Origin of the sequence: Candidatus Vicinibacter affinis, from assembly GCA_016714365.1 — a bacterium.
Taxonomy (GTDB): domain Bacteria; phylum Bacteroidota; class Bacteroidia; order Chitinophagales; family Saprospiraceae; genus Vicinibacter; species Vicinibacter affinis.
Map to the genome: position 1 here is coordinate 342,416 of JADJNH010000007.1, position 18,735 is coordinate 361,150.

Annotated in this window: 15 protein-coding genes; 12 read left to right on the forward strand and 3 right to left on the reverse strand. The window is 37.4% G+C overall.

Going from position 1 to position 18,735, the window contains the following annotated elements; translation table 11 throughout:
• The first annotated feature begins 59 nt into the window (after positions 1 to 59).
• The 8 genes from IPJ53_16295 to IPJ53_16330 all read left to right on the forward strand — a co-directional run bounded on the left by IPJ53_16295 (position 60) and on the right by IPJ53_16330 (position 8,737).
• On the forward strand, positions 60 to 1,310 hold the full coding sequence (locus IPJ53_16295; protein ID MBK7800661.1) for a hypothetical protein: 1,251 nt from the start codon (positions 60 to 62) through the stop codon (positions 1,308 to 1,310).
• Positions 1,311 to 1,322: 12 nt separating this feature from the next.
• On the forward strand, positions 1,323 to 1,793 hold the full coding sequence (locus tag IPJ53_16300) for a hypothetical protein (GenBank protein MBK7800662.1): 471 nt from the start codon (positions 1,323 to 1,325) through the stop codon (positions 1,791 to 1,793).
• Between the two features lie 47 nt (positions 1,794 to 1,840).
• Positions 1,841 to 2,533, forward strand: a complete 693-nt coding sequence (locus tag IPJ53_16305) for a hypothetical protein (GenBank protein MBK7800663.1) — start codon at positions 1,841 to 1,843, stop codon at positions 2,531 to 2,533.
• Between the two features lie 12 nt (positions 2,534 to 2,545).
• On the forward strand, positions 2,546 to 3,094 hold the full coding sequence (locus IPJ53_16310) for a sigma-70 family RNA polymerase sigma factor (protein ID MBK7800664.1): 549 nt from the start codon (positions 2,546 to 2,548) through the stop codon (positions 3,092 to 3,094).
• On the forward strand, positions 3,072 to 4,358 hold the full coding sequence (locus IPJ53_16315; GenBank protein MBK7800665.1) for a hypothetical protein: 1,287 nt from the start codon (positions 3,072 to 3,074) through the stop codon (positions 4,356 to 4,358). The genes IPJ53_16310 and IPJ53_16315 overlap by 23 nt, the downstream gene beginning before the upstream one ends.
• A 1,757-nt stretch (positions 4,359 to 6,115) precedes the next feature.
• A complete protein-coding gene (locus tag IPJ53_16320; protein ID MBK7800666.1) occupies positions 6,116 to 6,691 on the forward strand; it encodes a hypothetical protein in 576 nt (191 codons plus the stop codon).
• 11 nt (positions 6,692 to 6,702) lie between these two features.
• Positions 6,703 to 8,574 (forward strand): T9SS type A sorting domain-containing protein, encoded by a 1,872-nt coding sequence (locus tag IPJ53_16325; protein MBK7800667.1) that lies wholly within the window; start codon positions 6,703 to 6,705, stop codon positions 8,572 to 8,574.
• Positions 8,549 to 8,737 (forward strand): hypothetical protein, encoded by a 189-nt coding sequence (locus tag IPJ53_16330; GenBank protein ID MBK7800668.1) that lies wholly within the window; start codon positions 8,549 to 8,551, stop codon positions 8,735 to 8,737. Before IPJ53_16325 ends, IPJ53_16330 begins: the two co-directional genes overlap by 26 nt.
• A gap of 688 nt (positions 8,738 to 9,425) precedes the next feature.
• Here IPJ53_16330 and lon read toward each other — a convergent pair.
• Positions 9,426 to 11,843, reverse strand: a complete 2,418-nt coding sequence (lon, locus tag IPJ53_16335) for an endopeptidase La (GenBank protein ID MBK7800669.1) — start codon at positions 11,841 to 11,843, stop codon at positions 9,426 to 9,428.
• 291 nt (positions 11,844 to 12,134) lie between these two features.
• Positions 12,135 to 14,222, reverse strand: a complete 2,088-nt coding sequence (locus tag IPJ53_16340) for a carboxy terminal-processing peptidase (GenBank protein MBK7800670.1) — start codon at positions 14,220 to 14,222, stop codon at positions 12,135 to 12,137.
• 279 nt (positions 14,223 to 14,501) lie between these two features.
• On the opposite strand from IPJ53_16340, the gene IPJ53_16345 reads away from it, so the two are divergent.
• The 4 genes from IPJ53_16345 to IPJ53_16360 all read left to right on the forward strand — a co-directional run bounded on the left by IPJ53_16345 (position 14,502) and on the right by IPJ53_16360 (position 16,800).
• Entirely contained in the window at positions 14,502 to 15,239 is a 738-nt protein-coding gene (locus IPJ53_16345; protein ID MBK7800671.1) for a shikimate dehydrogenase, read from the forward strand.
• Positions 15,240 to 15,462: 223 nt separating this feature from the next.
• Positions 15,463 to 15,792 carry a winged helix-turn-helix transcriptional regulator gene (locus IPJ53_16350; GenBank protein MBK7800672.1) on the forward strand — a complete coding sequence of 110 codons (330 nt, stop codon included), beginning with the start codon at positions 15,463 to 15,465 and terminating at the stop codon, positions 15,790 to 15,792.
• A 45-nt stretch (positions 15,793 to 15,837) separates the two neighbouring features.
• Positions 15,838 to 16,278 carry an arsenate reductase ArsC gene (locus tag IPJ53_16355; protein MBK7800673.1) on the forward strand — a complete coding sequence of 147 codons (441 nt, stop codon included), beginning with the start codon at positions 15,838 to 15,840 and terminating at the stop codon, positions 16,276 to 16,278.
• A gap of 51 nt (positions 16,279 to 16,329) precedes the next feature.
• Complete coding sequence (locus tag IPJ53_16360; protein ID MBK7800674.1) at positions 16,330 to 16,800, forward strand: hypothetical protein; 471 nt, start codon at positions 16,330 to 16,332, stop codon at positions 16,798 to 16,800.
• An 840-nt stretch (positions 16,801 to 17,640) separates the two neighbouring features.
• On the opposite strand, the gene IPJ53_16365 is transcribed toward IPJ53_16360, so the two are convergent.
• The gene (locus IPJ53_16365; protein ID MBK7800675.1) at positions 17,641 to 18,732 is read right to left on the reverse strand and encodes a cytochrome C peroxidase; all 1,092 of its coding nucleotides are present in this window, start codon (positions 18,730 to 18,732) and stop codon (positions 17,641 to 17,643) included.
• Between the last annotated feature and the right edge of the window lie 3 nt (positions 18,733 to 18,735).

The following is an 18,735-nucleotide window of genomic DNA, read 5'->3' on the forward strand; positions in this document are numbered from 1 at the left end:
CAACCCAGGGATCTGTTCTGTGTATCTGTAAATTCAAACAATTAAATCAGTCATCAGTTATGAAAATCTTCAAAATTCTGCCTTTCGCACTTTTCCTGGGATTAATCCTGGGTCTGTCTTCCTGTTTTAACGACGATTGTCAGCAAACACGCACGTTCTACCGATATGACCCTGTATACAAAACCCATAAGCAAATTATCGAAGGACTTGAACTCAATGCAAGCAGAGAACTGGAAACACCCGGAAAAATATACGTTTATGATCAAATCCTCTTAATAAATGAGCCAAAAGTAGGAATACATATTTTCGATAATTCAAATCCATCCCATCCTGCAAAAATTAATTTTATTTCAATTCCGGGAAATGTTGACCTGGCTGTCAGGGAAAATATTCTATATGCAGACAGCTATATAGATTTACTTGCAATAAATATTCAATCTCCACAAAATCCAATCCTGGTGTGCAGATTGGAAAATGTCTTTGCGCCCATATTTAATGATCCTGCAAGAGGACTTTTGGTAGATTATACGCCAACGCAGGAAACAATCACCCTAGATTGCAATGCAACTAACTTCAATAGAATCAACTTTTTTGAAGGTGATGTTTTTTTCAGTGCAGACAAAACCGCAAACGGAAGCAACGGAGGAAATGCTGCAATTGGAATTGGTGGTTCAATGGCCAGATTTACCATTTGGTCCGATTTTCTTTATACAGTTGATCAGTCACAATTGTATAGCTTTAATATTCAAGCTCCCTGCCCTACTCTACTCAATAAAAATCAAATTGGCTGGAATATTGAAACCATCTATCCATACCAAGATAAATTATTTATTGGGTCAGCCAATGGAATGTTCATTTTTGAATTGACAAATCCGGCCTCACCTAAATTAGCAGGAAGTCTGGAACATTGGCGGTCCTGCGATCCGGTAGTCGTTCAGGAAAATCTTGCTTATGTGACCCTTCATGGGGGAACAGAGTGCGGAGGTTATTCGAATCAATTGGACATTATTGATGTGAGCAATATTTATGTGCCTAAACTTTTGAAGACCTATCCATTGGTAAGACCTCTTGGCCTATCAGTATACGAAAAATACTTATTTGTCTGTGATGAGGCCTTGAAAATATTCAATGTTGAAAAATGGCAAGACATCATTTTAATAAAACAAATAAATCACAGCAGTCCTTACGATCTCATCATCAATCCTGAAGAAAAGACACTCATTCTGGTCAGTAGTAAGGGAATTTTTCAATACGATATTTCCTTCCCCGAAAACCCACTCTTGCTAAGTACCATTCTTTCTATCCATTAAAATAAAATTGCAATGCTCCGTTTAAATAAATTAATTGCCTGGATATTTATAAGCAATTCCATCTGGTTGGCAGGATGTTGTAAAATTGAACCCGAAGAACAATTGTTCATTTTTGGTAGATATTTCGGAGAATGTATAGGTGATTGCTGTACTTTTTATAAGCTCACCGACCATACACTTTTACCGGATGTTGAAGACTATTTTAATAATAAGAAGATAAATTTCTCCCATCATCCACTCCCAGAAATAAAGGAAAATCTGGCTCGCGATTTATTCAAGGATTTTCCGACAAGTCTTTTTAATATCAAAGAGCCAGTCATTGGATGTCCTGATTGCGCCGATCAGGGTGGATATTATTTGGAAATAGTGAAAGAAGGAATAAACTACTCCTGGAATATAGATAAATGGTCACCGGATACAGATGCAATTGTAAAATCATATCTTGACAAAATTGACGTCACCTTAATTCAACTAAGAAACTAAAAAAGATGTACCGGTTACTCTATTTCACTTTTTATTTGCTGTTAACCTTGAATACAAAGGCACAGACCCTAACTTCATACAGCAAAATATATTATGTGGATGGTTCGATATTAATTGGTGAAATCAGCTCCTGGAGTAAAGATACGGTAGAGATAATTTTGGCAAATGCCGCAAAAATACCCATCCCAAGAAATTTAATAAAAAGAATTGTCCACAAGGAAACCAATCCAGGGGTCATGCAATTCAGCAGAAAAGGATATTATTGTAAACTAAATTTTGGAATCAATTTTAATCAAAATGTGAATGATAATTTCATTGGGACTGTTTTACATTTTTCGACAGGGTATGTATTGACCCGAAACTGGTCAGTTGGAATTACTTCGGGTCTGGAAAAATATAATTTAATTGCACCCCACCAAATCATTCCACTTGGAATAGAAATTCAATATTCACCCACAGTTAAATTACCCCATTTATATGTAAACCTTCGTTCAGGTTATGGCTTCGCATACATCCCGAACAATCAAAGCGGTGATTGGTCAGGACATGGTGGATTAATGATTCATCCAGCGCTTGGATGGAGGTATAAAATATCGAAATATACAGATTTCCATGTTGACTTTGGTATGCAAACTCAGCAAGCTTTCTTTACACAAAGAAATTTATGGATAGGCGCTGAAAAGGATGAATATAAATTGAATTACAAAAGACTTATATTTAGGCTGGGAATTAACATTTGACCGATCTGCAAAATGAATTCAGAACCCAATGAAAAAGTTTTAGTATCAGGATGCATCAACAATGATCGCAAGTCTCAGGAAATCCTGTACAGAACTTATTTCACAAGCATGTACAACATGTGCAGGTATTACACACAGGATGATGACCGGGCTAAAGAAATTCTCAACATTGGTTTTCTCAGAGTCTTTCAGAAAATTCAGCTTTATAGATTTGAAGGCACACTGGAGTCCTGGATCAGAAAACTGATCTACCATGTGTGCATGCGTGAGCTGACTAAAAAAGATGAACTGCATAGTCTGGAGTCGATCACAGACAGTGAACAACAAAGTCATGACTACACACTGGAAAAAATGTTCCACACTGAAATTTTGGAATTGATCGAAACTCTGCCACCTGCTTCCGCCAATGCCTTCATGCTTTTTGCAAATGGATATTCTCATCTCGAAATTTCTAAAAAACTCAACATCAGTGTAGGCACCTCAAAATGGCATATTTCTTCTGCCCGAAAGCAGTTACAAACCTTAATCGAAAACTATTATGAAAAATCATTCAAAATATAAACAACTCGAAGATGAAGGCTGGCTATCCATGCAAAAGTCTCTGGATGTACATATGCCGGTCAAGAAAAACAGAAGGTTTATCCTTTGGTACTTTCTATTTCTTGGAGCCTTGGGAAGTGCTTTCTTATTGCCACATTTATTCTCAAGTCTATCCAAATCTAATCCTGCAAAATCCATTCACCACATTACACCATCACAAGAGCATAACCAAATTACAGATGCCCATAATTTAAACGAATCATCCAATGTAGAAATCAAAACACAGCAATTAAGTCAAGTCAAGAAAAAATCAATAGTAGAGATTCAAAATAAACAAAATGGAAATTCATTTAATGAATCGAATAAGGAAATTAAAAATATTCCACTTACCCATAATGAATCGTTAGCCTCCGAATACCAAAACAAAACCAAATTCAAGGATATATATCCACTTCCAACAGAAACCAAAATTCATTCAAATATTCCAAATTTGAATTTGCTGAAATCTAAAATCTGCCTTCTACCTTTGGATGCAACAAATATTTATTTGGAAAATAAAATAAACCCTCGTTTTACCAAATCTACACAAAAAACAAATTTTGAATTTGGGCTTCTCACAGGTTTTCAATACAACCCCGATTCACGTGCTTATTCCGTTCATTTTGGATCCATTTTAGAAAGGAAAATTAATAGTTCATTTTCTGTAAAAATTAGTCCGTTTTTAGAATACCAAACCGGCGATTTCTTGCTGATGAACACCTCAGAGTTCACTGCACTTTTGGACAATCGTGACAGCTTAAGTAACATATTATTTAATTTAGACAGTAAGTCAAACACTTCTTCTCCAAATAATGACAACCTTACTGAATTGCTTTCAACCACTGATTACAGGGAACAACTTTATCACATTCATTTACCCATTCAACTGAGCTATAACTGGTATAAAAAATGGACTTCTGAAATCGGATTCAACATGATTTTACCACTGGCGAAAACAGTATTCAACGGAAGTAAAACTGAACTGGTACAAATTAAAAACAACAGCTTGTTTGTAAGAAAACAAAGTAAGGTTAATTTCCTGATGCAAATTGGTTTGACTGCTCCGGTTTACAAAAACTTTTCAATAAATACCGGAGTATCGTTTCCAGTTTCATTTTCAAAGAGCCATGCTGACTTATTAGAAAGCACCACCGGTCAAACACCATCAAACAATGCTCCGGTTAACATCATCACACAGACCCAATTGAGGGCAAGTCTGATTTATAAATTCGGAAGAATTAATTAATGTTTAGGCTTGGGAAGAATTACGTGCATTTTAATTGGTACTGCTTTAAATTACCGTAATGTTTGACGCTGGGAAGCTTCAAACAACCATGGTTATTTCGAGCCTCTCAGCTTGAAATTTACGTAGACTTTGTTGGGTACTACTTTTAATCACCGTAATGCTTGACGCTGGGAAGCTTCAAACAACCATGTAACAATTCTCTAATTTTCTCATTCTCAAATTCTCTCATTCTCAAATTCTCTTACTAGCCGCTTTCGCGGTGCCTTCACTTATCGTGCTGTCGCACGATACTCTGCTGAAGCAGAGATCGTTCAGTTATCTCTAATTCTCTAATTTCCCCAAACATTGTCTACAACTGCGACGAACATTTAGGACAACCCTGGTTATTTCGAGCTTCCTAGCTTGAAATTTACGTAGACTTTGTTGGGCACTACTTTTAATCACCGTAATGTTTGACGCTAGGAAGCTTCAAACAACCATGGTTATTTCGAGCCTCCCAGCTTGAAATTTACGTAGACTTTGTTGGGTACTACTTTTAATCACCGTAATGTTTGACGCTAGGAAGCATCAAACAACCATGGTTATTTCGAGCCTCCCAGCTTGAAATTTACGTAGACTTTGTTGGGTACTACTTTTAATCACCGTAATGTTTGACGCTAGGAAGCATCAAACAACCTTGGTTATTTCGAGCTTCCAAGCTTGAAATTTACGTAGACTTTGTTGGGTACTACTTTTAATCACCGTAATGTTTGACGCTAGGAAGCATCAAACAACCTTGGTTATTTCGAGCTTCCAAGCTTGAAATTTACGTAGACTTTGTTGGGTACTACTTTTAATCACTGTAATGTTTGACGCTAGGAAGCATCAAACAACCCGGTTATTTCGAGCTTCCCAGCTTGAAATTTACGTAGACTTTGTTGGGTACTACTTTTAATCACCGTAATGTTTGACGCTAGGAAGCATCAAACAACCTTGGTTATTTCGAGCTTCCTTCTGTTGGCGCAAGTCTCCGACTTGTGCCCTAGTTGTTATACCATATCCCATGAAGGGATTAGCACATCATTACCTTCTTCTGTTGGCGCAAGTCTCCGACTTGTGCCCTGGTTATTCTAATGAACCTATGTATAACAATAATTGAACCCAATGCATTCCCAAAATCTTCTGTTGGCGCAAGTCTCCGACTTGTGCCCAAGTTGTTATACTATATCCCATGATGGGATTAGCGCATCATTACCTTCACATGGATGAAAGACCCCTGATACATATAATTTATCAGGCTTCATAAACCTTGATAATTTCCTTCGAGATACAAAAACTAAACATGCGTTTTCAGAATGATATCTGAATTACATCCAATAATTAGAAACTATTTATACATCCTCACAAGTTACAGACTTGCGAGAGCAGGGAGCGAGTTAAAAGTCCCGGTTTAAATTTGCGATTTAGTTTAGTACAGCAAAAAGAAAGCATTAATTCTAATGATTTATCCCAATTTGTTTTTTACCAAGTTTATTTATAATAAGATGACTGGCAGATTATCTGTCATTTTTAGAATTTAAATAAATCAATATTGAGAAAATAATTAGGATTTAAAACCCCATATGAAGTATTTTTGAAAAATGTCGCCCTTAACTGTTGCATTCAGCCATGTTTTAAGCATTCTATAAGAATATTTAATAGATACTTTTTGTACATCCTATTAGAAGTATTTTAAGTTTCAGCTAGAATTTATTATTTTTAATCGAAAATTCAAACAGATGAAAAAAATAGTCATTGGCAGCATAGTAGCTGGCTTTATCTATTTTGCCCTTCAATCCATCATGTGGATGGGTGGTTTTCGCAATGACTTCAGTCAATACACCTCCAACAGCAAGGTCATATTGGATGTATTAAACCAAAATTTAACCGGAGACGAACTCTATATAATCCCTCGTTCCAACCCAAATATTCCAACGAAAGAAAAAGAAAAAGAAGAAGAACTTATGACAGAAAAATTGGGTAAGCCCAGGGCCATGATCTTTTATCATCAACAAATGGACGGTATGTCAGTGTCTTATTTACCCCACGGTTTACCGTATGAGCAGCTTTCCGGAATTTTGGTTGCTTTTGTTTTATATTTTGATGCATATGAAAAATATTCTATACGATTTGCAGTTTCCAGCTGCTTTACTCTGATTGGACTATTTCAAGGTATAAAGGATTATATGAATTGGTATTCTTTTCTATGGCATTATATTAAAACTGAAATGATTGACCAACTTTTAGGTTGGGCATTAAGTTCCCTTTTTTGGTTTGCCTGGTATTTTAATAAATCTAATAAATTAATTTTATAAAATTTCAACGAATGAAATATTATTTAACTCTGGCATTATTTTGCTTTTATAATTTAATAGTCAATAGTCAGGAATTGATTATTACACCAACTGCTCCATCTGAACCAACAGGGCAAAGGAATTCAAGTAAAAAAGAATTTGTTGCACACGATGCAAACAACAAACCGGAAGGTGATTGGAGGTTTAAAATTAATACACGTTTTAATGTAACCGAACACGAGAGTCCGGATGTTAAAGCCATTAAAGAACAATGGAATCAAACTAAAAAACAAACTTATAATGGACCAGCTGAGGAACCGGCATTCTTAACACCAGATCCTGTAATTTCAAGAAAATTTGAAGGTCCCTGGATGCTTCACGGCACACCTCCGGATAATTCATTGGCTATCTCTACCAGTGGAAATATTGTTGCCGTTAACAATGATGGAATTGAATATTATAGCTCTACTGGCACATATTTCGCAGGCAAGTATTGGTTTGATTTTTTTACAGGAAATGATATAACCAGTAAACTGTATGACCCTAAAGTAATCTTCGACTCTGATAAAAATCGATTTATTTTAGTTGTACTTCATGGTAGCAAAGCAAATGTTTCAAAAGTATTATTGGCAATTTCTTATTCTGATAACCCACGAAATGATGGTTGGTATTATTATACCCTTGATGGGGATCCAACCAATAGTAATTCCTGGTTTGATTATCCGGGTTTGGGTCAATCAACCAACGATATTGTACTTACCGGCAATCTTTTTAGCGACGATGGCGTTTCAAATGAAAGCATCATTTATCAGATTGACAAAACATCTATATATAACAGAGGTACCATGAAATATTATTATTACTCCGGATTAAGCAATACACCTATCAATGCGTTTTCGCTTTACCCTGTTTCCTATGGATTAAAAGGCAATTACGGTCCGGGAATTTATCTCGTAAATGCAAAATCTGGTGGATCTGATAAATTACGTCTGTGGTATATTGATGATGCGACTACTGGTAACCCAAATCTATCCAGTTATACCATCACGGTACCCGCTTATGCCCCTGGAGGCAATGCCGGACAACTTGGAAGCAATGATGTATTGGATTCTGGAGACAGCAGGATATTAGGTGCTTTTTATCTAAATGGAATTGTACACGTCACTCACAATACCAATGAAGGAAACGGATGGGGATATATTAATTATCATAGAATTACAGTTGAAACTTTAAAAGCACAGTCCAGCACCTTTGGTTTACAAGGAAGTTTTGACTATGCGTATCCTTCCCTTACCTGTTATGCCAAGAATAAAAATGACTTATCCGTAATGATTGGTTTTTTGCGAAGTGGAGATGATATTTATCCACAATTTAGGGTTGTCTTTTGTGATCAGAATATGGATTGGTCTTCTTCCGTTTTAGTCAATTCTGGTGAATCTTATGTTGATCTATTAAATGGAACCACCGAGCGATGGGGTGATTACATCGGCTCTTGTAGGCAATATACTAATTCTACCTACCCAAGAATTTGGATCAATGGATCTTATGGAAGTGATGTGCCGAGTGAAAGTCGTTACGACACTTACCGAAGTGCTATAGCTGAAATTTATACCATTGTTAGTGCAACCGAAAATGATACACACAAAGAATTAAATTCAACTGTTTTTCCAAACCCAGTTAACAATAGTTTTAATTATAGTTTCAATTTAGATGCCGCACAACAAATATCAATTAGACTCTTGGACAATCAAGGAAAAATTGTAAAAGAATTTTACAATGATTTTTTAGTTTCAGGAACTCATAATTTAAGTTTTAGTAAATCCAATTTGACCGCTGGAAATTATTTATTGGAAGTTGTAGGCAATAAAAAATTCAAAGATGAAAAGAAGATTATTATATTTTAGTATTTTATTGGTTGGCATGTTAAATCATTCATGTCAATGGACCAAAAAAAAGACCGCAAGTGGTGTTTCTAATAAGAAAGTAGAAGAGGCGCCAAAGCACAAATCACCGGATCAACATGAAGTTGATAGTATCAAAAACAGTTATAAAAAACATCCTAAATAGTTTATACTTTTTCTCTTAGATATTAATTTAGAATTACAAGTTGAAAAGAATTGCCATCCATTTACTACTATTTTATGTAAATCTAATGTTTGCTCAAAGTAAACACTCCATTGCCTATGTTGGCGCAAGTCTCATATGTTGGCGCAAGTCTCCGACTTGTGCCCAAGTTAGAACCTAAGTATTACAATATTTGAATCTCATGCATTCCCAAAATCTTCTGTTGGCGCAAGTCTCCGACTTGTGCCCAAGTTGTTATACTATATCCCATGATGGGATTAGCACATCATTACCTTCTTCTGTTGGCGCAAGTCTCCGACTTGTGCCCTGGTTATTCTAATGAACCTATGTATAACAATAATTGAACCCAATGCATTCTCAAAATCTTCTGTTGGCGCAAGTCTGCGACTTGTGCCCAAGTTGTTATACTATATCCCATGATGGGATTAGCACATCATTCCCTTCACATGGATGAAAGCCCCCTGATACATACAATGTATCATGCTTCATAAACCTTGATAATTTCCTTTGAGATACTAAAACTAAACATGCGTATTCAGAATGATATCTGAATTACATCTAATAATTAGAAACTATTTATACATACACACAGGTCTCAGACTTGCACAAGCAGGGAGCGAGCAGAGTTCGTCCACACAAGTCTTAGACTTGCGAGAGCAGAGGGACCTGATTAAAACTTAGAAACTCCCAGCGCATAGCTTAACACTTCATGCATGTCTCTTACATAATGAAATTCCAATCCTTTTAAATGATCCGCTTGAATTTCATCAATGTGATTTTTATTCTCAATGCAAAGCATGATGGTTTTTAGACCTGCGCGCTTGGCAGCCAGTACTTTTTCTTTTATTCCTCCTACAGGTAACACTCTGCCACGCAAGGTGATTTCACCGGTCATCGCGAGGTAAGGTTTAATTGGCTTGCCAATTATTGAAGAAGCCACCGCACTCAACATGGTAATTCCTGCAGACGGTCCATCCTTTGGAATGGCCCCTTCCGGTACATGGATGTGGATGTCATTATTTTCAAAATAATCAGGATCAATATTGAGTTCGCTGCTGTGTGATTTGATAAAACTGATGGCGGTCGTTGCTGACTCCTTCATCACATCCCCAAGGTTTCCGGTAAGTATCATTTTACCTTTTCCTTTTGAAATGGTAGTTTCAATATAAAGTATGTCCCCACCCACTCTGGTCCATGCCAATCCGATTGCCACACCAGGAGGTAGATTTTCCTGATACTGGTCATTGTTGTATTTTGCAACACCTAAAATTTCTTTCACATCTTCGACACCAAAATTCACTTGTTTGGCTTTTTCCATGGCTACTTTCAGAGCTGCTTTTCTCATGACAGAAGACAGTTGTCTGCCCAGAGACCTGACTCCGGATTCTCGTGTGTAATCTTCAATTACTTTTTCAATAAGCTTGCTGCTGATTTTTACTTGCTTTGCTTTAAGCCCATGCTCTTCGAGCAAATTTGGAATAAGGTGTTTTACGGCAATGTCCAATTTTTCTTCCATTGAGTATCCCTGAATTTCTATCATTTCCATTCTGTCCAATAAAGCAGGTTGGATTCCACTTAATGAATTTGCGGTGGCGATAAACAATACTTTGGATAAATCATATTCCATCTCCACGTAATTGTCATGGAAGGTAGAATTTTGCTCCGGATCCAGAACTTCCAACAATGCAGACGATGGGTCACCTCTGAAATCTTTTCCCATTTTATCGATCTCATCCAAAATGAAAACAGGATTGGAAGACTTTGATTTTCTAATGGCCTGGATAATCCTTCCGGGCATTGCGCCTATATAAGTTTTACGATGTCCGCGGATTTCTGATTCGTCATGAAGACCACCTAAAGACATCCTTACAAATTTTCTATTCAGAGCTTTTGCAATGGATTTACCCAGGGAAGTTTTTCCTACTCCCGGAGGGCCCACCAGACACAAGATTGGTGCCTTCATGTCTCCTTTCAATTTAAGCACCGCGAGATGTTCAATGATTCTTTCTTTTACTTTTTCAAGCCCATGGTGATCCTTATCAAGAACTTTCCTGATCTTATTCAATTCATATTGATCTTTTGTGTACTCATTCCAAGGCAAATCCACCATCATTTCCAGATAATTCATCTGAACGGAATATTCCGCAACCTGTGGATTCATGCGTTGCAATTTGTTAAGCTCTTTATCAAAATGATCTTTGACAGGCTTTGTCCATTTCTTTTTGCTCGCTTTTTCCTGAAGCTCTTCTATATCCTGTTCCTGTGGATCTTGCCCAAGTTCTTCCTGGATGGTTTTAAGTTGTTGATTGAGGAAATAATCTCTTTGCTGTTTTTCCAAATCAACTCTCACCTTTGATTCGATTTGATCTTTTACTTCCAGCAATTTCAATTCCTGATTCAAATAAATGAGCAGTGTTTCTGCTTTTGTAAAAAGGTTATCATTCTCGAGCAAAGCCTGCTTATCTTCAATGCCTATATTTAAATTTGAACTAATAAAATTTAAAAGAAATCTGTCATTCTCAATATTATGTAAAAGCACTTGCGCTTCATTGGGTATCTGGGGTGACAACTCTACAATTTTTCTTGACTGCTCCTGAATTGATTTAATCATGGCATTGTATTCCATTTTCTTTTCAGGCAAGACATAATTGCGTAAACTAATTCTCGCTTCCAGATAGGGATCTTCTTTTAAAACTTCCTCTGCAACAAACCTTTTTCTTCCTTGCAAAATAACCGTCTGACTTCCATCAGGCATTTTAAGCAGTTTGACAATGCGGGCTATGGTTCCGGTGGTATATAAATCCTTAAATTTTGGATCCTCCGTAGCACTGTCCTTCTGGGTAAGCACGGCAATAAACTTATTATTTTCATGCGACTTGGTAATGGCGCGCATGGATTTGTCTCTTCCTACTGTAATCGGAATTATTACACCCGGAAACAAAATGGTGTTCTTTAAAGGCATGACAGGCAAAACCTGACCGAAATCTTCATCCTTGGATGGCTCTTCATCTTCTGCTACAGCCACAAACGGCAACATCTCCGGATCGTCCGGTAATCCGGCACTAAATAACCTTGGTTCAAAACTCATCTCTTAAAATTAAATAGGTGACTGCAAATTTTCTAACGAAATATAAAGATTCACTATTATCAAGGTCAAGCATTGTGCCATCGATGACTTTTGTCAGGTTTCTTTTTGTTAAAAAGTAAATAAATTATCTAAAACCATGACAGACAATATTTTAAAATATTTTTTCTCAAAATACCTGTATCCCCTCAGCCTGACAAAAAGTCCTTCTTTTGGAAAAAAGAGCTTAATAAAAAAGGCCGTACATCATGAGTTTGTACGACCTTCTCATTTACTGATTTTGGAATTGAATCTTTATTTTCTGATATCGTTCAGTACATTAATGGATTCCATGATGTACAAGTCCTTCGTAATACTTTTAAGAAAGTCTTCATTTCTACCCACTCTGGAAGAATCCATGTTGATGTAACTGAGATCTTCTTTTAAATTGTCTGCTTTGAGTCCTTGTATTGGATTTTTACCTATTTGTTCATATTTTTTGGATTCTTCCTTTCGTAGATCCATTTCCTTTTTGAATTTTGTAAAATTGAGCGGATAGGTTGTCTTATCTCTCATCTCTTTGAATTTACGGGCTTGCTCATCTATCAAACTTAGATCCTGATTACTTTTCACTCTTTCCTTGCTCTTCTCTTTCAATTCATCAATATTCGAAATTCTGAATACCTCTTGCTCTGGATTTAAACTCCTTATGACATCATAAGGCATTGGATTTTCGTACTCCTTTTCACCGTTCTCAATATAGGAATAGGCATCGGGAATCAAAATATCCGGTTCAACACCCTTCAACTGGACAGAACCTCCGTTTACGCGGTAATACTTTTGGATGGTGATTTTCATTTCTCCCAAAGGCTTGAATTCATCGTTACCGGGCATGCGATCAAAATTTATAAATCTCTGAACAGATCCTTTCCCAAAAGTTGGTTCGCCTCCTATAATTACCGCACGTTTGTAATCTTGTAAGCAGGCTGCCAAAATTTCAGAAGCAGATGCTGAGTTACTATTGACCAGTACCGCTACCGGACCATCAAAATCTACGCCCGGATCAGAGTCGGCATAAGGACTTATTCTTTCACGATCTCTCACCTGAACTACCGGACCATCCTTGAAAAACAAACCTGCCATTTCAACTACTTCCTGCAAAGATCCGCCTCCATTATTTCTTAAATCAAGAATCAAACTCTGCGCTCCCGCACCTCTTAATTTTCTAAGCTCTTTCTGTACATCTTTTGCACAACTTGCACCATTTGGATTTTCAAAATCCGCATAAAATTTTGGCAACTTGATGTATCCTACATTTTTGAGTATGGAATCCACACCTACCAAAGCTGATCGTGCAAATCCCTCGTCCATAATAACTTCATCCCTTACAATGGTGATGTCCTTCAGACTACCATCCGGTTTTTTAACTTTTAGTGTAACCTTGGTTCCTTTTTTACCTCGTATCATCTTAACGACATCGTCAATTAACATTCCTTTGATGTCTACAATATCCTTACCTTCTTGTTGCACTCCGGTAATGATGTCATTTGCTTCCAGTTCCTTTTGCTTCCAGGCAGGTCCTCCAGGAACTATGGAAGTTACTTTGGTATATTCATGATCTGCCTGCAACCTCGCACCTATGCCTTCAAGTTTACCGGACATGGTGATGTTAAAATCTTCTTTTTCTTTTGGGTTGAGAAAATCTGTATGAGGATCATAAATGTGAATCAAACTGTTGACGTACAACTCAAATCGATCTGATCTGGTAATCGCATCTAACCGCTTATACCAGTTGTCCATATTTTCCCTGATCTCCTTTTTTATGTCGTAAAACATTGAATCTTTTGGTCTCGTTTTTTTCTCTTTTTCAAGTGCGGCCAGATCGTCATAATACTTGGAGATAAAATCATATTTCATGGACTTCCTCCAGTATTCTTTTAGTTCTTTGTCATTCTCAGGCCAGGTCCTTTTATCAGGATCCAATTCAATCATTTCCTCATGGTCAAGATTGAATTCTTTCTCAATAAATTCCTTGTAGTATAATTCAGTCTTCGCTACTGCAGCGTTTATGATCTCATTTGATTTTTCAAAAAAATCAAGTTTGCCTTCTTTGAATTGGTCATCCAACATTAATCGGTAAGATTCCATTGCTTTCAAATCTGCTTTGGTCAAAAACCTTTTACCTGAGTCCATATTGTCCAAATACTGATCATAAGCCTTTTTGGAAAAATCATCATTGATCAAAGGCGGATTGTAATGATAGGTCTGGCTCTGCTTGTATATCATCTGGAGAATCAGTTCTTCTTTGCTGAGGGGTCTCGAGGAACTCTTACATTGAGTCGTAAAATAGGCCATCACCATTAGCAATGGCAATAAAATGTACCAAGGTCTTCTATACTTCATTTCTTCTTTCATTTTTTCTTTACCGTAGTCTTAACAATCCATCTGAACATAAGATTATTACAAAAATCTAATTTTTGAAAAATTTAACATAAAAGTACAAATCCTTCAAATGGGGCTAATCTTTTACAAAATTAATCTTTTTTATAATGTACGAATGTTTTCGTAGTAATTTTTATAGATTCAATGAAAAGTTACTGAATTCAACGAACAAAGCCAATAATTGTTTTCAATGACAGCTTATCCTGTAAAAGTCTAATTTTACCCACGACAAAACAACATATGCGCAGATTTGGCTTGATCGGCAAGAATTTAGGTCATTCGTTTTCAAAGGGCTACTTCGAAAAAAAGTGGGCTGCAGCCGGCTTGAAAGACCTCGCCTATGAGATATACCCTCTTGAAAACAAAGACAGCCTGCAAGCTTTTTTAAGTGAAAACAATCAAATTACCGGATTGAATGTAACCATTCCCTATAAACAAGTAATACTTGAGTTTATTGACCTTATCAGCCCTGAAGCTTTGGAAATTGGTGCCGTTAATTGCCTTTATAACGAGAACCATCAGTGGGTGGGTTACAACACAGATGGCCCGGCATTTTTGCAAACCCTGACCGAATTTATCGGTACCCGAACCATTACTGGTGTGCTTATTCTGGGTACCGGAGGTGCTTCGAAAGCCGTCACGTGGGCACTTAAAAAGTTAGGTCTTACTTATAATTTGGTCTCCTCTTCAGGAAATGGATTGAGCTATGAAGAGTTGGATCTGAATTGGGATGATTCCTGGAATTTGGTGATCAACACCAGTCCGGTAGGAATGTATCCTGCATCAGATCTATGTCCGGCGATTCCGTATCATCGCCTCAATGCTAACTGTCTTCTTTACGACCTCATCTACAATCCCCTGGAAACTGAATTTCTGAAGAGAGGTAAACTGTCTGGAGCAAGTGTCAAGAATGGTTTGGAAATGCTTTATTTACAGGCAGACATGAGTTGGAAGATTTGGAACAAGAATTCCAGGTGACTTTAACTCAATCTTTATTTTAACATTCATCTTCAACTAAGCGTCCGCTGAGTCAAATGCATTCCCTGGCAGTTAAAGTAGCTTGAGCTCAAAAAAGGCTGTATCATTAAAATCCCTCAATCAGCCCATTTCATTGAAATTTGACCTACCATCTTCATTAAATAAATGTTAAGGTGCTTTGCATTCAGATTATTAATCGTAATTTTACGATCATAATCAATATATGAAGACCAACAAAAGTGAAGAATTCAGTCTGAGAGACAACAGGATTGCAGATTTTGCCAAGGCGTTGGCACATCCTGCCCGGGTAGCCATTCTCCAAATTCTGTTGAAAAGAAACAGTTGTGTCTGCGGAGATCTGGTGGAGGAGCTTCCGATCGCTCAGAGCACCGTATCTCAGCACTTGAAAGAACTTAAAAATGCAGGAATCATCAAAGGAGAAATCGAAGGCACCAAAGTCTGTTATTGTTTAGATCCTGTCAACTGGAACGAAATGAAGAAACATTTGGGGCGTTTTATAGAATCCGGGTGCACCCCGGGAAATTGTTGTTAGCAAAGTAATCTAATAATCGTAAAATAACGATGCAATTTTAATTAAATGATGAACCGAAAAAGAGTTTTATTCTTATGCATTCACAACTCTGCCCGAAGTCAGATGGCAGAAGCTTTTTTAAATGAATATGGATCCGATCATTTTCTGGCAGAAAGTGGAGGGATTGAAGCCGGCAATTTAAATCCGTTGGCTGTTCAAGCGATGGCAGAAATAGGGATTGACATTTCGCATTACAAGGCCAAAAGTGTCTTTGATCTTCATAAAGAAGGCAGGCATTACGATTGTGTGATAGCCGTATGTGATGAGGGAAATGCTGCCCGCTGCCCGGTATTTCCCGGTCAACATGAACGTTTGCATTGGAGTTTGGAAGACCCTTCTTCCTTTCAAGGTAGTGAAGAAGAAAGGTTGGATTTCACCCGAAAAATCAGAGATCAAATCAAAACCGCCGTCATTCAATTTATAGAGAATACGGACAAAAACACTTAATCGGCGCGCATGGCTATCATTCTTTAATATTTAAACCATAAAATAAATAACATGAAACTTTCAGCATTAAAATCATTTCTGGAAAACTCCTCAGAACTTCATTTGATACAGGCAGATGGACAAAGTGTTCCCGCTCATTTTCACATTACAGAGGCTGGTCTTACCACCAAGCATTTTGTGGATTGTGGAGGTACCGAAAGATTGGAAAAAAACATCAGTATGCAAGTCTGGGTGGCATCAGATAAAGACCACAGGTTAACTCCCGCAAAACTATCCGGAATATTACAGAAAGCAGAACTCTTATTTGGAGGAGAAGATCTGGAAGTGGAAGTGGAATATCAGACAGATACCATTGGTAGATACGGATTAAAACAAGATGGAAATTTCTTAACATTAACCTCAAAGCGTACCCAGTGTCTGGCCCTGGACTTATGTCTGCCTTCCCCTGAAAAAATATACAAGGATTTGAAAAATCTGGTGCCCGCCACCGGTTGTTGCACCCCTTCTTCAGGTTGTTGCTAAGAATATCTCTTTACCCCTATTTATACTGACCACAGACAGGTCTTGAATGGTCTTGATGCTGGGTAACTTTTCGAAATGAGAGCCACTCCATTGGTATTTCAAAACAGTTTAGCCCAAAATTGTCATTAGAGTTCGTAGTGAAAGGCAAAAGAGCAACACAGGCAAGACTCCTCGCAAGAAATTCGCATGGAGGTGAAATCATATTTCATTGAGCACGAATTTCGAGAAGAGGCTTGCATTTAAAGCTATTTTGGCTTGTAATAGAATTCTAATGACAATTTTGGGTATAATACAAAAAAAAAGTCCCGCCTCTTCCGGCAGGACTTTCTGTTTTTCGTTTTGAAATAGATTTATCCGAGAAAAAAAATTGTTTCTTATTAAAGGAAATAGCCAGTTGAAGGCAACAACTGGCTATTATAATCCCATGAACATATCCAAACTAGCTTACTCTTATCTCTCATGAATTGAAATCAAGTTTTGATGTCCGGGTCTGGTCAATTTGTTAATAGAAGCCACCCATTTTAGGATGGCTTCCTATTAACAAATTTTAATCCCATGAACATATCCGAATTTACGGTCGCTGATACTTTTACCAGCATTTGATTGTATTTCTTCCCTTTGTTAAACAATCACAGTACAATGATCGCACGATTTATATCCGCCCACAAGTACAAAAAATAGGCTCTGTCATATATTAATATATTATATATTTAACTTTAATAATGTCTAAATTATTGATTATTAGTTTTTTAATTTTTACAAATTAAAAAATTAGCTTTTAAAAGTCAATATTAAATTAAATTTACAATGACTTTTGGCCCAAAAAAATTTAAAAAAAACTTAAAAAGGACTAAAAATATCCGGGTTCTGAAGGTAAGAAGTGTCAATCAGGGTCTTTAAAAAAGCAATTACCTTATTCTTTTGTCGGGTAGTGAGGACCAACTTGGCAACGTTTGGATCGAGGTTGGGTGCTGATTGAACATGATTTACATAATGATCCATCACCTCTTCGATGGTTTTAAAACGACCATCGTGCATATAGGGTGCAGTAAGATGCCAATTAAACAGGCCGGTAGCTTTGAATCTTCCCATATCCAGGGGATTACCGGTTACAGCTCCCCTGCCTTTATCCTTGAAATCATCTAAGGATACTGCCTTATCAAGTCCATTGTTAAAATAATCGCTGGAGGCAAAAGTGGGTGCAGCATGGCAATGACCACATTGTGCGTCAGGTAATGAAGGGTCAGAATTAAAATACATTTCCATCCCTTCCTGTTGGTCGCCATCAAAAAATATTTCCTTATTCAATTGTCTGACATAAAGACTGTTTCCCCCTGTAAGCAATATGCGCTCAAATTGGGCAATCGCTTTCGCGGCCAGCTCTTTGGTAATCTCAGTTTTTGAATTGATTCCAAACGCCTTCCTGAACATCGCAGGATAGGTCGGATGTTTTTTAAACTTTTCGACGACATTGGGCCACATTTCGTGCAGCTCTATCGGATTTTCAACCGGCTCCAATGCCTGTGTTTCTAAAGTAGGTGACCTTCCATCCCAGAAATAACCCTTGGTGAAGTATGCGATGTTTAAAAGCGACATGGAGCTTCGATTCCCAAACTGACCGGTAACTCCTTTACTAAATGCCAATCCATCCGTAAAAGCAAACTCAGGCTTATGGCAGCTGGCACAGGACTGACTGGAGTCAGAAGAGAGGATTGGGTCATAAAATAAGTGCCGACCCAACTGCACGCCATCATAGCTCATTGGGTTGTCAGGAACGTCCGGCAAAGGAGGCAGGTTACGTGGAACTACAAGCGGATAAGACTTTGGCTGGTATGGAATCGAACTTAAATCATCCGCACCGGGGGAATTGTCATTCTCACAGGAAGCTAAACTCAAAAACAATCCAATCGTTAAGGGTCTTAAACTCCGCATAAG

What these genes read in the sequence shown, in the direction of transcription:
- IPJ53_16295 (MBK7800661.1), top strand. Translation starts at nt 60, where the DNA reads ATGAAAATCTTCAAAATTCTGCCTTTCGCACTTTTCCTGGGATTAATC.
- IPJ53_16300 (MBK7800662.1), top strand. Translation starts at nt 1,323, where the DNA reads ATGCTCCGTTTAAATAAATTAATTGCCTGGATATTTATAAGCAATTCC.
- IPJ53_16310 (MBK7800664.1), top strand. Translation starts at nt 2,546, where the DNA reads ATGAATTCAGAACCCAATGAAAAAGTTTTAGTATCAGGATGCATCAAC.
- IPJ53_16315 (MBK7800665.1), top strand. Translation starts at nt 3,072, where the DNA reads ATGAAAAATCATTCAAAATATAAACAACTCGAAGATGAAGGCTGGCTA.
- IPJ53_16320 (MBK7800666.1), top strand. Translation starts at nt 6,116, where the DNA reads ATGAAAAAAATAGTCATTGGCAGCATAGTAGCTGGCTTTATCTATTTT.
- IPJ53_16325 (MBK7800667.1), top strand. Translation starts at nt 6,703, where the DNA reads ATGAAATATTATTTAACTCTGGCATTATTTTGCTTTTATAATTTAATA.
- IPJ53_16330 (MBK7800668.1), top strand. Translation starts at nt 8,549, where the DNA reads ATGAAAAGAAGATTATTATATTTTAGTATTTTATTGGTTGGCATGTTA.
- lon (MBK7800669.1), bottom strand. Translation starts at nt 11,843, where the DNA reads ATGAGTTTTGAACCAAGGTTATTTAGTGCCGGATTACCGGACGATCCG.
- IPJ53_16340 (MBK7800670.1), bottom strand. Translation starts at nt 14,222, where the DNA reads ATGAAGTATAGAAGACCTTGGTACATTTTATTGCCATTGCTAATGGTG.
- IPJ53_16345 (MBK7800671.1), top strand. Translation starts at nt 14,502, where the DNA reads ATGCGCAGATTTGGCTTGATCGGCAAGAATTTAGGTCATTCGTTTTCA.
- IPJ53_16350 (MBK7800672.1), top strand. Translation starts at nt 15,463, where the DNA reads ATGAAGACCAACAAAAGTGAAGAATTCAGTCTGAGAGACAACAGGATT.
- IPJ53_16355 (MBK7800673.1), top strand. Translation starts at nt 15,838, where the DNA reads ATGATGAACCGAAAAAGAGTTTTATTCTTATGCATTCACAACTCTGCC.
- IPJ53_16360 (MBK7800674.1), top strand. Translation starts at nt 16,330, where the DNA reads ATGAAACTTTCAGCATTAAAATCATTTCTGGAAAACTCCTCAGAACTT.
- IPJ53_16365 (MBK7800675.1), bottom strand. Translation starts at nt 18,732, where the DNA reads ATGCGGAGTTTAAGACCCTTAACGATTGGATTGTTTTTGAGTTTAGCT.